The following is a 14,482-nucleotide window of genomic DNA, read 5'->3' as shown; positions in this document are numbered from 1 at the left end:
GCGCAGAACGCGACGGGGCGTGGAGAGGCGGGGACGATGACCAGGCACGACCGTGGGCCCGAGGGTGCGGAGCACGTCGAGATCGTCGAGGTGGGGCCGCGTGACGGCCTCCAGAACGAGGCGACGACGCTGTCGGTCGAGGAGCGGATCGAGATGATCGACCGCGCCGCGGACGCCGGGGCCCGCCGGATCGAGGCGGTCAGCTTCGTCAACCCCAGGCGAGTCCCGCAGATGGCCGGGGCCGAGGAGATCATGGCCGGTGTCCGGCGCGCGCCGGGGGTCTCCCACATCGGGCTGGTGCTCAACCGGCGCGGGCTGGACCGCGCGGTGGACGCCGGGGTGTCGGAGGTCAACGTGGCGGTGCCCGCCACGGACGGGTTCTGCGTCCGCAACCAGGGGTGCACGGTGGACGAGATGCTGGACGCCCTGGCCGGCATCGACGCCGCGCTGTCGGGGACGGGGATCCCGCTGAGCGTGACCGTCTCGACCGCGTTCGGGTGCCCGTTCGACGGCGAGGTCGGTCCCGAGCGGGTGGTGGAGGTCGTCCGCCGCATCGCCGACACCGCCGCCGTGGAGATCGCCCTGGCCGACACGATCGGCGTGGGGGTGCCGGGGCAGGTGAGGGACCTGCTGGGCCGGGTCGCCGAGGTCGCCGGCGGTCGCGCCCTGCGCTGCCACTTCCACAACACCCGCAACACGGGTTACGCGAACGCGCTCGCGGCCGTGGAGGAGGGCGTGCGCGTGCTCGACTCCAGCGTGGGCGGGTTCGGAGGGTGCCCGTTCGCGCCCGCCGCGACCGGCAACATCGCCACCGAGGACCTGCTGTACATGCTGCACCGCAGCGGCCTGCACACGGGCGTGAGCCTGGCGGACGCCGCCTCGCTGGGGGAGTGGACGGGTGAGCGTCTGGGCAAGCAGCCCCCCGCCTACCTGGGGCGCGCCGGCGGGTTCCCGGCCTGACCCGCCCTCCCGTCCCCGGAGCGGCGTACGGGGGCGTGCGGTCCCGGGGCGCGGGCCCGCGCGCGGCGACCCCGCCGGGTCCGGGCCGGCGCCGGGCGCCGTGTCCCCGGTCGCCCCGGGGTGTGGTGTTCGTCGCCGTGGGGGCCGCGCCGGCGGCCGCCCGAGCCGCCGCCCCGACCGGGTTCGGATGATTTTTCCGGCGCGGTCGCGGGGTCCGCGGAGGGTGTGACGTGCCGTGAAGCCCCTTCCCCACGGGGAAAGCACGCTGGTCGGGCCGGGGAACACCTGTGCGGTGCGCGACGTTCCCAGGTGAGTGCAGACGGGGGGCCTGTTATCCTGGTGCCCCGTGGAGTCCGGCGGCCTGAGCGAAGATCCCAACGCCCGCGACCGGACCGCCGCACGGCCGCTCAGCTCGTCCCGAGCCCGCCGTAGCCACTCAACCCACGGGAGCAACACTTTGGCATCCGCCGCGAGTACCAAGCACCTTTTCGTTACTGGCGGCGTCGCCTCCAGTCTTGGCAAGGGCCTCACCGCCTCCAGCCTGGGACGACTCCTGAAGTCGCGCGGTCTGCGGGTCACCATGCAGAAGCTGGACCCCTACCTCAACGTCGACCCGGGGACCATGAACCCCTTCCAGCACGGCGAGGTCTTCGTCACCGACGACGGGGCCGAGACCGACCTGGACGTCGGCCACTACGAGCGCTTCCTGGACGTGGACCTGGCCGCGACGGCCAACGTCACCACGGGCCAGATCTACTCCAGCGTCATCGCCAAGGAGCGCCAGGGCGCCTACCTCGGTGACACCGTGCAGGTCATCCCGCACATCACCAACGAGATCAAGGCGCGCATCTACGCGATGGACGCCCCCGACGTCGACATCGTCATCACCGAGATCGGCGGCACGGTGGGCGACATCGAGTCGCAGCCCTTCCTGGAGGCGGTCCGCCAGATCCGCCACGAGATCGGCCGGGAGAACTGCTTCTTCCTCCACGTCTCCCTCATCCCCTTCCTGGGCCCCGCCAAGGAGATGAAGACCAAGCCCACCCAGCACTCGGTGGCCGCGCTGCGCAGCATCGGCATCCAGCCCGACGCGATCGTGTGCCGCTCGGACCGGCCCATCACGCAGAGCCTCAAGTCCAAGATCAGCCTCATGTGCGACGTGGACGAGGCCGGCGTGGTCTCCACCCCCGACGCCCCCTCCATCTACGACATCCCCAAGGTGCTGCACCGCGAGGGCCTGGACGCCTACGTCGTCCGCCGCCTGGGCATGCCCTTCCGGGACGTGGACTGGACCGAGTGGGACGAGCTGCTGCGCCGCGTCCACCAGCCCGGCCACGAGGTCACCATCGCGCTGGTCGGCAAGTACATCGACCTGCCCGACGCCTACCTGTCGGTCAGCGAGGCGCTGCGCGCGGGCGGGTTCGCCACGGACACCCGCGTCAACCTGCGCTGGGTCGCCAGCGACAACTGCGCCAGCCCCTCGGGTGCGGCCTCCGAGCTCGACGGCGCCGACGGCGTGCTCATCCCCGGCGGCTTCGGCGTGCGCGGCATCGAGGGCAAGCTCGGCGCGATCCGGTACGCCCGCGAGAACGGCGTGCCGCTGCTCGGCATCTGCCTGGGCCTCCAGGCGATGGTCATCGAGTACGCGCGCAACGTGCTGGGCCTGGAAGGGGCCAACAGCACCGAGTTCGACGACAAGGCGGTCGACCCGGTCATCGCGACGATGGCCGACCAGACCGACGTCGTCGCCGGGGAGCGCGACATGGGCGGCACCATGCGGCTGGGCCTGTACCCGGCCGACCTGGGCGAGGGCACCGTGGTCCGCGAGCTCTACGACGGCGCCGGGCAGGCCTCCGAGCGTCACCGCCACCGCTTCGAGGTCAACAACGCGTACCGCTCCCGGCTGGAGGAGGCGGGTCTGGTGTTCTCCGGGCTCTCCCCTGATGGCAAGCTGGTGGAGTACGTCGAACTGCCCCGGGACGCGCACCCGTTCTTCGTCGCGACGCAGGCGCACCCGGAGCTGCGTTCCCGCCCGACCAAGGCCAACCCGCTCTTCAGCGGGCTGATCGCGGCGGCTCTGGAGCACAAGGTCTCCTGACCGCCGGACCGGGTGGGGCACGATCCTGAGAGGCGATCCCATGCCCAGTGACACCCACCCGGTCGAGAACGAGACCACGGGGGCGGACGCGAAGGTCGCGGACGCCCCCGAGTCGTGGCCGGTGGACCGGTCCGAGGTGCGCTACCGCAGCGCCAGGGTCACCATGCGCACCGACTGGGTGGAGATGCCCGGCGCCGGGGGCGTGGGCACCACGGTCGCGGGACGCGACTACATGCAGCACTCGGGGGCTGCCGCCGTCCTGGCCCTGGACGAGCAGGGCCGGGTGCTGCTGCTGCGCCAGTACCGGCACCCCGCCCGGCACACCATGTGGGAGCTTCCCGCCGGCATGATCGACGTGGAGGGCGAGGGCCCGCTGCCCACGGCCCGGCGGGAACTGGTGGAGGAGGCGGGCCTGCGCGCCGAGCGGTGGTACGGGCTCCCCGACTTCTTCCCCAGCCCCGGGTTCTCCGACGAGCGCATCCACGTGTTCATGGCCCGTGGCCTGTCCGAGGTCCCGGCCGAGGAGATCGACTTCGTGCGCGAGCACGAGGAGACCGACCTCGCCGCGGAGTGGGTTCCGCTGGAGGACGCGGTGCGCCTGGTCATGGAGGGGCGCCTGCACAACGGCCCGACCGTGATCGGGATCCTGGCCGCGCACGCCGCCTCCGCCGACGGCTTCGCGTCCCTGCGCGAACTCCCCGCCGGCTGACCCGTGGGCGACGAACCGGCCGCCGCGCCGGACGGGGCCCCCGTGCCGCGGGGGAGGGGGGCGCGCCCCGGCGCGGACGCCGGGCCGCTGGCGCAGGTGTGCGCGGCGTTCCTGGACCACCTCAGCGCCGAGCGCGCGCTGGCCGCGAACACCCTGCTCGCGTACCGCCGCGACCTGCGAAGGTACTCCGAGTACCTGGCCTCCGCCGGGGTCGCCGCCCCGGAGGGCGTCGGGCCCGCCCACGTGGGCGGGTTCCTGCGCGCGCTGCGGGAGGGCGGGGAGGAGCATCCGCCGCTCGGTGCGGCGTCGGCCGGGCGGGCCCTGGCCGCGGTGCGCGGCCTGCACCGGTTCGCGGTGCGCGAGGGGTGGGCCGGGAGCGACCCCGCGGCGGAGGTGTCCCCGCCGCCCCCGCCGATGCGGCTCCCCAAGGCGGTGCCGCTGGACACGGTGGAGCGCATCCTGGCCGCGGCGGGCCCGGCCGGACCCGGCGGGCAGGACGGCGTCCCGTCCGACGGCGACCGTGCCGCGCTGCTCGCCCTGCGCGACCGGGCCCTGTTGGAGGTCCTGTACGGGACGGGCGCGCGCATCTCCGAGGCGGTCGGGCTGGACGTGGACGACGTCGCCGACGCGGTCGGCGGGGACGAGGCGGTCGGCCTGGTGCGGTTCCGCGGCAAGGGCGGCAGGGAGCGCGTGGTCCCCTTGGGCTCCTACGCCCGGCGGGCGCTGTCCGCGTACCTGGTGCGGGCCCGCCCCTCCCTGGCCTCCTCGGGCCGGGGCGGGCCGGCCCTGTTCCTCAACGCCCGCGGGGGGAGGCTGACCCGCCAGGGAGGCTGGGGGGTGCTGGCGGCCGTCGCGGAGCGCGCCGGGGCCGGGGGCGTCTCACCGCACACCCTGCGGCACTCCTTCGCCACCCACCTGCTCGACGGGGGCGCCGATATCCGCGTCGTGCAGGAGTTGCTGGGGCACAGTTCGGTCACCACGACGCAGATCTACACACTTGTGACGGTGGAACGGTTACGTGAGGTGTACGCCTCGAGTCATCCGCGTGCGCGGCGCTGACGTGGCGCTATGTCGCCGAAAAGGCCTGTCCGGCGGGCGAAGTGGAACAACGGGCCTGCTCGGCCCGATTTCCCCCGGAGGCGAAGGCGTGGGATTCTACCCATGCGTTTCGTTGAAGTGCGCCGTGTCGGCGATCTAGAGTCGCCGCACAGAGGTACGTTGCTGTCGACATATTGAGTTTCCGACGGCCGCCGGGCGCAGGGGGTGTGGCACCTTCGGGCCCGGTCGGCCCGTAGGGGAGGTCAAGGGTTGTGAACTGGGCGGAGGACGACGTGGCTGCGCATACCGCACCCGTCGGCGAGAGGGAACTCGCCGACCCGGTGACCAACCCCTGGGGGACGACACGCAACACGGGGGCCGACCTGCACAGCAAGAGACCGGAACACAAGTATCCGGAGCCAGAGCCGCTGGACGAACACGGCCCGGCACGGATTGTAGCACTCTGTAACCAAAAGGGCGGGGTCGGGAAGACCACCACCACCATCAACCTCGGCGCGGCCATCGCCGAGTACGGCAGACGGGTCCTGCTGGTCGACTTCGACCCGCAGGGGGCCCTGTCGGTCGGGCTGGGCCGGCTGGACCCGCGCGAGCTGGACCTGACCGTCTACAACCTGCTCATGCAGCGGGACGTGACGGTCGAGGACGTCCTGCTCAAGACGGACGTCGACGGACTGGACCTGATCCCGAGCAACATCGACCTGTCGGCGGCCGAGGTGCAGCTGGTGGGCGAGGTGGCGCGCGAGCAGATGCTCGGCCGCGCGCTGCGCCCGGTGATCAACGACTACGACGTCGTGCTGATCGACTGCCAGCCCTCGCTGGGTCTGCTCACCGTCAACGCCCTCACCGCGGCGGACGGCGTCATCGTGCCGCTGGAGTGCGAGTTCTTCGCGCTGCGCGGTGTGGCGCTGCTCATGGACACGATCCAGAAGGTCCAGGAGCGGCTCAACGAGGACCTCGTCATCGACGGGTTCCTGGGCACCATGTACGACCCGCGCACGCTCCACGCGCGCGAGGTGCTGTCCACGATCATCGACGGGTTCGGCGACAAGGTCTACGGCACGGTCATCAACCGCACCGTGCGCTTCCCGGACGCCACCGTGGCGGGCGAGCCCATCACCAGGTTCGACTCGACCTCGGCCGGGGCCAACGCCTATCGGGACCTGGCCAAGGAGGTGCTGGCGAGGTGGCCTCTCAGCGGTCACGGCGCGTGACCCTACCCGGGGCGGACGAGCTGTTCTTCCGCCCCAGCGGCACCGAGGAGGTGCCGGAAGAGACCGAACGCCAGCACACGGCACCGGAGCAGGGCAGAAGGAACGAGACACCGCGTCGCACGTCGGGGGGCGCGTCCGGCACCAAGGTGCTCGGGGCTCCCAAGCCGAGCGGGCGGCAGCGCCACGACGAGAAGATCACCGTCTACATCTCCGGGCCGGAGCTGCTGGCCCTGGAGCAGACCCGGCTCTCGCTGAGGGCGGAGCACGGACTGTCGGCCGACAGGGGCCGCCTGGTCCGTGAGGCCGTCGCGGTGCTGTTGGCCGACTTCGAGGAGAACGGCCAGGCCAGCATGCTGGTGCGCCGTCTGACCGAGGGCTGAGCGGCGGCCGGGACGCGTACCGGTACCGGAGGGGGTGCCGGTTCGACGACGGAAAGGGTGCGGGTGTCACCGGTGGGGTCCGGCCGGTGACACCCTTGTTCGCATGAGTGAGACGACGTGGGGCCGCGGCCATGGCGGCTGAGCGGAGCCCGGTGGACACCTCCGAGGTGGACGAGAACGCCTTCCAGGTGCACCTGGAGAACTTCGAGGGGCCCTTCGACCTGCTCCTGGGGCTGATCTCCAAGCACAAGCTGGACATCACCGAGGTGTCCCTGTCGAAGGTCACCGACGAGTTCATCGCGCACATCCGCACGTTCGGCGACGACTGGGACCTGGACCAGGCCAGCAACTTCCTGCTGGTCGCGGCGACGCTCCTGGACCTGAAGGCGGCCCGCCTGCTGCCGCGCGGCGACGTCGAGGACGAGGCCGACCTGGCCCTGCTGGAGGCCCGCGACCTGCTGTTCGCCCGGCTGCTCCAGTACCGGGCCTACAAGGAGGTCGCCTCGTTCATGCGCGACCGGCTGGCCTCCCAGGGGCGTCGCTACGCGCGCGCCGTCCCCCTGGAGGAGCAGTTCGCGGCGCTCAGGCCCGAGGTGATCTTCCGGCTGGGCCCGCAGGAGTTCGCGGCACTGGCGGGACTGGTGTTCACGCCCAGGGAAGCGCCGAGCGTGCCCGTCACCCACATCCACCAGACCAAGACCTCCGTCAAGGAGCAGGGCGAGCTGATGGTCGCCGAACTGCGCGAGCACGGGCGGCTGACCTTCGCCGAGCTCACGGCGGCCTGTACCGGTACCTTCGAGGTCATCGCCCGGTTCCTGGCCCTGCTGGAGCTGTACCGGGCGTCCAGTGTGGGCTTCGACCAGCCCGAGCCCCTGGGGGAGCTGCTGGTCACCTGGACCGGCGGTGAGGGCGAGGTCGAACTGGAGAGCGAGTACGACGGGGCGGACGCCGTGGAACCGGGGGAGGAGCGGAAGTGACCTGCGAGGACACGATCGGGGTGGGCGGGGCCGGGGTCCCGCCCACCCTGCGGCGCGACCTGGAGGCCGTGCTCATGGTGGTCGACCAGCCCGTGTCGGAGTACGAGCTGGCGAAGGCGTTGGACGCCCCCGTCACGGTCGTCTCCGCGGCCCTGGAGGACCTCTCCCGGGAATACACCGAGCAGGGGCGGGGTTTCGACCTGAGGGCGGTGGCCGACGGGTGGCGTGTGTACACGCGCCCCGAATGCGCCGACGTCGTCGAGCACTTCCTCCGGGAGGGGCAGGAGGTGCGGCTCACGCAGGCCGCACTGGAGACGATGGCGGTGGTGGCCTACCGGCAGCCGGTCTCCCGTGGCAGGGTCTCCGCAGTACGCGGTGTCAACTGTGACGGAGTTATGCGTACCCTCGTACTGAGGGGCCTGATCGAAGAGGCCGGACACGACGCAGAGTCCGGTGCGCAGCTGTATCGGACCACCTCCTATTTCCTGGAACGGTTGGGCCTTCGAGGCCTCGACGAGCTGCCTGATCTGGCGCCGTTCCTCCCCGACGACATCGAAGGTCTAGACGACACCGGTGAGCACACCTAACGAAAGTTCCCGCGGTGCGCGGGACGACGCCCCGCGCGGTGAGCGCGGCGACTACGACAACCGCGGCGGCCACGGCCGCCGCGACGACCGCCCCCGGGGCGGTCAGCGTGACGAGCGCGGCCCGCGGGGCCGCGACGACCGGCGCCCCTACGGCGACCGCGACAGCCGCTCCGGCGGCGACCGCGGTGGCTACCGGGGCCGCGACGACCGGGGCCGCGGAGAGGGCCGTTCCTTCGGCGGCGACCGGGACAGCCGCGGCGGCTACCGCGGCGGTCGTGACGACAGCCGTTCCGGCGGTTACCAGGGTGACCGCGGCGGTTACCGTGGCGGCCAGGGTTCGGGGGACCGCCGTTCCTTCGGCGGGGACCGGGACAACCGGTCCGGCGGCGACCGCGGCGGTTACCGCGGTGGTCGCGACGACCGCGACAACCGGGGTCCGGGCGAGCGCCGCGAGTTCCGCGGCGGCCGGGACGACCGCAGCCGCGGCGGTCACCAGGGCGAGCGCGGGGGCTACCGCGGCGCCCGTGACGACGACCGGTCCGGTGGCTACCGCGGCCGCGACGACCGCGCTGAGGGCCGTTCCTTCGGCGGCGACCGCGACAGCCGCGGGGGCTTCCGGGGCGACCGGGACAACCGGGGTTCGGGTGAGCGCCGTTCCTTCGGGGGCGACCGCGACAACCGGTCCGGCGGCGACCGCGGCGGTTACCGTGGCGGCCAGGGTTCGGGGGACCGCCGTTCCTTCGGCGGGGACCGCGACAACCGGGGTTCGGGTGAGCGCCGTGAGTTCCGCGGCGGTCGTGACGACAGCCGTTCCGGCGGCTACCAGGGCGACCGCGACAGCCGCGGGGGCTTCCGGGGCGACCGGGACAACCGGGGTTCGGGGGACCGTCGCTCCTTCGGCGGCGACCGGGACAACCGGTCCGGGGGCGACCGCGGCGGTTACCGCGGCCGCGACGACCAGCGCGGCGGCGGGCGCTTCGAGCGCGGCGGGCGCGGACCCGGCGGCGGTCGTGACGACCGCGGCGGCCAGGGTTCGGGCGGACGCCGTTCCTTCGGCGGCGATCGCGACAGCCGCGGTGGCTTCCGGGGCGACCGGGACAACCGGGGTTCGGGTGAGCGCCGTGAGTTCCGCGGCGGTCGTGACGACAGCCGTTCCGGCGGCTACCAGGGCGACCGCGGCGGCTACCGTGGCGGCCGTGACGACCGGGGGCGCGGCGAGAGCCGCTCCCACGGTGACCGTGCGAGCCGGGCCCGCGACGAGCGCCGCGCCCAGGGCGGGCGCGAGGGCACGCCGGGCGGCCCCAAGAGCGAGAGCCAGCTGTCGAAGGCGGCGCGCGAGCGCCTCAACGCCCTGCGTGCCGACTTCGACCCCAAGGACGAGGACCGCGCCGAGGAGGGCCGCGACACCTACACCGACGTCGAGGGCGGCATCCGGCTCCAGAAGGCGCTCGCCGCGGCCGGCGTCGCCAGCAGGCGCGCCAGCGAGGAGATGATCGCCGCCGGACGCGTCAGCGTGGACGGGCAGGTCGTGCGCAGGTTCGGAGCCCGGGTCAACCCCGAGGCCTCCGAGATCCGCGTGGACGGCATGCGCGTCGTGACCGCCCCGGACAAGCTGTACTTCGCGCTCAACAAGCCGCGCGGCGTCGTCAGCACCATGTGGGACCCGGAGGGCCGCCCCACCCTGGCCGACTACACCGGTCAGACCGAGGAGCGGATCTTCCACGTCGGCCGGCTGGACACCGAGACCGAGGGTCTCATCCTGCTGACCAACGACGGCGAGCTCGCCAACCGGCTCACCCACCCGCGCTACAAGGTCGTCAAGACCTACATCGCGAAGGTGCCGGGGCCGGTCCCGCACCGCGTCGTGCGCGAGGTGCAGAAGGGCATCGAGCTGGAGGACGGTCCGGTCGAGGTCGACTCCTTCCGCGTGGTCGAGAACGAGCCCCCCAAGGCGCTCGTCGAGATCCGGCTGCACGAGGGCCGCAAGCACATCGTGCGGCGCCTCATGGAGGCCGTCGGCCACCCGGTCGCCGACCTCGCGCGCACCCAGGTCGGTCCGATCGACCTCAACACCCTCAAGTTGGGCACGATGCGGGCCCTGACCTCTCGCGAGGTCAGTGAGCTCTACTCCGCGGCCGGTCTGTAGGGGCTGCTGTAGATACAGTTGACGGCGGTCGTCGGCCCGGGTCTCCCGGGCGGCGGCCGCCGCTCCCGCTTCCGGGGGCGGCACGCGAACGACGAGTACGACGACAAGGCGGGATCGAACGTGGCGGTACGGGCCATCCGGGGTGCGGTGCAGGTGGACGCGGACGAACGCGATCAGGTGCTGGAGGCCACGGCCGAACTGGTCTCCGAGGTGATGCGGCGCAACGCCCTGCAGACCGACGACGTGATCAGCGTCCTGTTCACCGCCACCCCCGACCTGACGAGCGAGTTCCCGGCGCTCGCGGCGCGCAAGATCGGCTTCACCGACGTCCCGCTCATGTGCGCGGCCGAGATCGCCGTCCCGCACGCGCTGCCGCGCGTGGTGCGCCTCATGGCGCACGTGGAGACGGACCGCCCGCGCGCCGAGTTGCAGCACGTGTACCTGCGCGGCGCCCAGGCGCTGCGGCTGGACATCGCGCAGTAGGCGGGGAACGGCTCCCCGGCAGGTCGTAGGCTTGGGGGACCAGCACACATCGAAGGCGGGGGAGCAGTGGGCGACACCAGCGGCACGGCCGGGGGCGGGGGGCGCCGAGACGTGGTGCGCCGGGTCACGGTGATCGGGACGGGGCTGATCGGCACGTCGATAGCCCTGGCGCTGCGCGCCCGCGACGTCGACGTCGCCCTGACGGACCCGGACCCCGCGGCGCTGCGCCTGGCGTGCGACCTGGGCGCCGGCAGGCCCCTGGACGAGACCGCCGACCCGTCGGCGGCCCCCGCCGACGTGGCGGTCGTCGCCGCCCCGCCCGCCGTCGTCCCTCAGGTGCTGCGCCGAGCCCAGGACCGCGGGCTCGCCCACGTGTACACGGACGTGGCGAGTGTGAAGGCGAGCGTGCTCGCCGAGGCCGAGCGGCTGGGCTGCGACATGGCCACGTTCGTTCCCGGGCACCCGATGGGCGGGCGGGAGAAGCAGGGGCCCGGGGCGGCCCGCGCCGACCTGTTCCTGGGCCGCTCGTGGGCGCTGTGCCCCACGGGCAAGGCCGATCCGGAGACCGTCGCGGCGGTGGCGGAGCTCGCGCGCCTGTGCGGGGCCGATCCGCTGGTGCTGGACGCCGGGGCGCACGACCGCGCCGTGGCGCTGGTCTCGCACGCCCCGCACGTGGCCTCGTCGGCGGTGGCCGCGCGCCTGGTGTCGGGCGACACCGCAGCCCTCTCCCTGGCGGGGCAGGGCGTGCGGGACGTCACCCGGGTGGCGGGCGGCGACCCCGCCATGTGGACGGAGATCCTCGCGCACAACGCGGCCCCGGTCGCCGAGGTGCTGTACGCGGTGGCCGCCGACCTCGTCGCGACCGCCGACGCCCTGCACGGGGCAACGGGGGAGGCGGACGGGGCGGACGGGGGCACGGCGTCCCGTGCCGGGTCGTCCGCCGACGCGTCCGGGGTGGGCCGGCCCGCTCCGGCGCAGGCCCTCGCCCCGGTGCGCGACCTCCTGGAGCGGGGCAGGTCGGGTCACGGCCGCATCCCCGGCAAGCACGGCACGGTGCGCCTGCCCGAGTACACGGTGATGCCCGTGGTCATCCCCGACGAGCCGGGCACGCTGGGACGCCTGTTCGCCGCCGCGGCGGACGCGGGGGTCAACATCGAGGACGTGCGCATCGAGCACACGCCGGGCCTGCCGCTGGGGGTGGCGCAGCTGTACGTGTTGCCCGAGGCGGTGGACGCGTTCGCGCGGGCGCTCACGGCCGACGGGTGGTCGGTCCACCCGGGCGTCTGAGATCCCTGCCGGGGCAGCCGCGGCCTTCCGGGGCGCGGGACCGCCGGGACGGGTTCCGGCTCGACCCGCCGGCGGGGGCGCCCCGGCCCCGGGCGGCCGTGGCCGTACGAACCCGCCGATTCCAGTCAAGAGCAGGCCGCTGTCACGGGTACGCTTGGGCGTCGGCACAAGTGAACGTCACCAGGAGTCAACGGCAGTGAGCGCGCAGGACAGCACCGAGGGCATCGTCATCGCGATCGACGGTCCCTCCGGGTCGGGCAAGTCGAGCACGTCCAGGGGCGTGGCCAGGGCGCGGGACCTGCGGTACCTCGACACCGGCGCGATGTACCGCGCGCTGACCTGGTGGATGCTCGACAACGGCGTGGACGTCGAGGACGCCGCGGCCGTGGCCGCCGCCGTCGGGCGCCCCGTCATCACCATGGGCACCGACCCCAACGCGCCCTCGGTCTCCGTCGACGGTCGCGACGTGGCCGCCGAGATCCGCGGCAAGGAGGTCACGGGCAGCGTCAGCGCGGTCTCCGCCGTGCCCGAGGCCCGTGAGCTGCTGGTGCGCACGCAGCGCGAGGTCATCGCCGCCGCCCGTGCCGCCGGTGCGGGTATCGTGGTCGAGGGCCGTGACATCACGACCGTGGTCGCTCCCGACGCCCCGGTCAAGCTGTTCCTGACCGCGAGCCCGGAGGCCCGCGCCCAGCGGCGCAGCAAGGAGGTCCGGTCCAGCGACGTCGCCGCCACCCAGGCCGACCTGGCCCGGCGCGACAAGCTGGACTCCAGCCGGACCCACTCGCCCCTGACGCAGACCGCCGACGCCATCGAGCTCGACACCACCGGGCTGACCCTGGACGAGGTGGTCGCCCTCGTCGTCAAGCTGGCCGACGAGGCCGGCGCCCGCTAGCGGGCCGCTGCGGGGCCGCGGGGCGGACCCGCGGCACGGTGGGGCCGGTCACGGACACCCCTTCGGGGGAACACACGGACATCCGCGGGGGTTCTCCCCCGTGGCGGTACGCGGACGCCGTCGGCGTCCGCGCGCACACGCCTGCCCCGGAATCTTCCGGGACGGGTCGACCATTCGCATCCTCGCGGCACGCATCCTGGGCGCGCGGGGACCTAGAACCGGGAGCAGTACATGAGTGACTTCGACATCTCCGACGTCGGCCATGAGGGGCAGGAGGGCGCCGAACCCGCGACCCTCCCCGTGGTGGCTGTGGTGGGACGCCCCAACGTGGGCAAGTCCAGCCTGGTCAACCGCATCATCGGCCGCCGTGAGGCCGTGGTCGAGGACGTGCCCGGCGTGACACGCGACCGGGTGGCCTACGACGCCGAGTGGCAGAACACCAAGTTCACGCTCGTCGACACCGGCGGCTGGGAGACCAGCGTCAGCGGGCTGGCCGCCATGGTGGCGCGCCAGGCCGAGTACGCCGCGCAGACCGCCGACGTCATCCTCTTCGTGGTGGACGCCACCGTGGGCGTCACCGACGCCGACGCGGCCGTCACCCGGGTCCTGCGCGCCACGAAGCGCCCCGTGATCCTGGCCGCCAACAAGGTCGACGGCAACATGCAGGAGGCCGACGCGCTCGCCCTCTGGCAGCTGGGCGTCGACCAGCCCTACCCGATCAGCGCCCTGCACGGGCGCGGCACCGGCGACCTGCTGGACGCCGTCGTGGAGGCGTTCCCCGAGCAGCTCGTCGGCGACACCGAGGACGAGGGCGAGGACGGCCCTCCCCGCATCGCCCTGCTCGGACGCCCCAACGTGGGCAAGTCGAGCCTGCTCAACCGCCTCGCCGGTGAGGACCGGGTGGTCGTGGACTCCGTGGCGGGCACGACCCGCGACGCGGTCGACGAGCTGATCGACCTCGGCGGCAAGACCTGGAAGTTCATCGACACCGCCGGTATCCGCCGCCGGTTCCGGGCGCTGCAGGGCGCCGACTACTACGCGACCATGCGCACGGGCACCGCCCTGGAGCGGGCCGAGATCGCCGTGGTCCTGATGGACGTCAGCGAGCCGCTGGCCGAGCAGGACATCCGGGTCGTGGAGCAGGTCGTGGAGGCCGGACGCGGCCTGGTCCTGGCGTTCAACAAGTGGGACATCCTCGACGAGGAGCGCCGGAACTACCTGGAGAAGGAGATCGACCGCCAGCTGGCGCGCGTCTCCTGGGCGCCGCGCGTCAACGTCTCGGCGAAGACCGGCCGCCACATGGAGCGGCTCGTCCCGGCGATCGAGACCAGCCTGGCGGGGTGGAACCAGCGCATCTCGACCGGTCAGCTGAACAACTGGCTCAAGGACCTCGTGGCCGCGACCCCGCCGCCGGTGCGCGGCGGCAAGCAGCCCAAGATCCTGTTCGCGACGCAGGCGGGTTCGCGCCCGCCGCACTTCGTCCTCTTCACCACCGGGTTCCTGGAGGACAACTACCGCCGTTTCATCGAGCGGCGCCTGCGGGAGGACTTCGGGTTCGACGGCTCCCCGGTGCACATCAGCATGCGCATCCGTGAGAAGAAGGGTGCGACGCCGGGCCGTGCCTCCAAGGGCAGCGTGCGTCCGGACCGCAAGCACCGGCGCCGCTGAGCGGTGTCGCGCGGCCCGTCCCGGG

Annotated in this window: 13 protein-coding genes; all 13 read left to right on the top strand. The window is 73.2% G+C overall.

Annotation, left to right across the window (positions count from 1 at the left end; genetic code table 11):
* The first annotated feature begins 36 nt into the window (after positions 1 to 36).
* The 13 genes from ACIRPH_RS02650 to der all read left to right on the top strand — a co-directional run bounded on the left by ACIRPH_RS02650 (position 37) and on the right by der (position 14,457).
* A complete protein-coding gene (locus ACIRPH_RS02650) occupies positions 37 to 960 on the top strand; it encodes a hydroxymethylglutaryl-CoA lyase (RefSeq protein WP_402908425.1) in 924 nt (307 codons plus the stop codon).
* Between the two features lie 457 nt (positions 961 to 1,417).
* The gene (locus ACIRPH_RS02645; protein WP_402908423.1) at positions 1,418 to 3,058 is read left to right on the top strand and encodes a CTP synthase; all 1,641 of its coding nucleotides are present in this window, start codon (positions 1,418 to 1,420) and stop codon (positions 3,056 to 3,058) included.
* Positions 3,059 to 3,098: 40 nt separating this feature from the next.
* Complete coding sequence (locus ACIRPH_RS02640) at positions 3,099 to 3,767, top strand: NUDIX domain-containing protein (protein ID WP_402908421.1); 669 nt, start codon at positions 3,099 to 3,101, stop codon at positions 3,765 to 3,767.
* Positions 3,768 to 3,809: 42 nt separating this feature from the next.
* Entirely contained in the window at positions 3,810 to 4,826 is a 1,017-nt protein-coding gene (locus tag ACIRPH_RS02635; RefSeq protein ID WP_402909476.1) for a tyrosine recombinase, read from the top strand.
* 251 nt (positions 4,827 to 5,077) lie between these two features.
* Positions 5,078 to 6,037 (top strand): ParA family protein, encoded by a 960-nt coding sequence (locus ACIRPH_RS02630; protein WP_402908419.1) that lies wholly within the window; start codon positions 5,078 to 5,080, stop codon positions 6,035 to 6,037.
* A complete protein-coding gene (locus ACIRPH_RS02625) occupies positions 6,034 to 6,417 on the top strand; it encodes a hypothetical protein (protein ID WP_402908417.1) in 384 nt (127 codons plus the stop codon). The genes ACIRPH_RS02630 and ACIRPH_RS02625 overlap by 4 nt, the downstream gene beginning before the upstream one ends.
* A gap of 131 nt (positions 6,418 to 6,548) precedes the next feature.
* Positions 6,549 to 7,394, top strand: coding sequence for a segregation and condensation protein A (locus ACIRPH_RS02620; protein WP_402908415.1), 846 nt, complete (start codon positions 6,549 to 6,551; stop codon positions 7,392 to 7,394).
* Positions 7,391 to 7,981, top strand: coding sequence for an SMC-Scp complex subunit ScpB (gene scpB / locus ACIRPH_RS02615; RefSeq protein ID WP_402908413.1), 591 nt, complete (start codon positions 7,391 to 7,393; stop codon positions 7,979 to 7,981). Before ACIRPH_RS02620 ends, scpB begins: the two co-directional genes overlap by 4 nt.
* On the top strand, positions 7,968 to 10,127 hold the full coding sequence (locus tag ACIRPH_RS02610; protein WP_402908411.1) for a pseudouridine synthase: 2,160 nt from the start codon (positions 7,968 to 7,970) through the stop codon (positions 10,125 to 10,127). Before scpB ends, ACIRPH_RS02610 begins: the two co-directional genes overlap by 14 nt.
* 120 nt (positions 10,128 to 10,247) lie before the next feature.
* Positions 10,248 to 10,610 carry a chorismate mutase gene (aroH, locus tag ACIRPH_RS02605; protein WP_402909473.1) on the top strand — a complete coding sequence of 121 codons (363 nt, stop codon included), beginning with the start codon at positions 10,248 to 10,250 and terminating at the stop codon, positions 10,608 to 10,610.
* A gap of 66 nt (positions 10,611 to 10,676) precedes the next feature.
* A complete protein-coding gene (locus ACIRPH_RS02600; RefSeq protein WP_402908409.1) occupies positions 10,677 to 11,897 on the top strand; it encodes a prephenate dehydrogenase in 1,221 nt (406 codons plus the stop codon).
* Positions 11,898 to 12,093: 196 nt separating this feature from the next.
* Positions 12,094 to 12,789, top strand: coding sequence for a (d)CMP kinase (cmk, locus tag ACIRPH_RS02595; RefSeq protein WP_402908407.1), 696 nt, complete (start codon positions 12,094 to 12,096; stop codon positions 12,787 to 12,789).
* A 231-nt stretch (positions 12,790 to 13,020) separates the two neighbouring features.
* Positions 13,021 to 14,457, top strand: coding sequence for a ribosome biogenesis GTPase Der (gene der / locus ACIRPH_RS02590; RefSeq protein WP_402908405.1), 1,437 nt, complete (start codon positions 13,021 to 13,023; stop codon positions 14,455 to 14,457).
* The last annotated feature ends 25 nt before the right edge of the window (positions 14,458 to 14,482 follow it).

The organism is Nocardiopsis sp. NPDC101807, from assembly GCF_044766605.1.
Taxonomy (GTDB): Bacteria; Actinomycetota; Actinomycetes; order Streptosporangiales; family Streptosporangiaceae; genus Nocardiopsis; species Nocardiopsis tropica.
The sequence above is the reverse complement of the archived record's forward strand: the minus strand, read 5'-3'. Positions and strand labels throughout refer to the sequence as shown.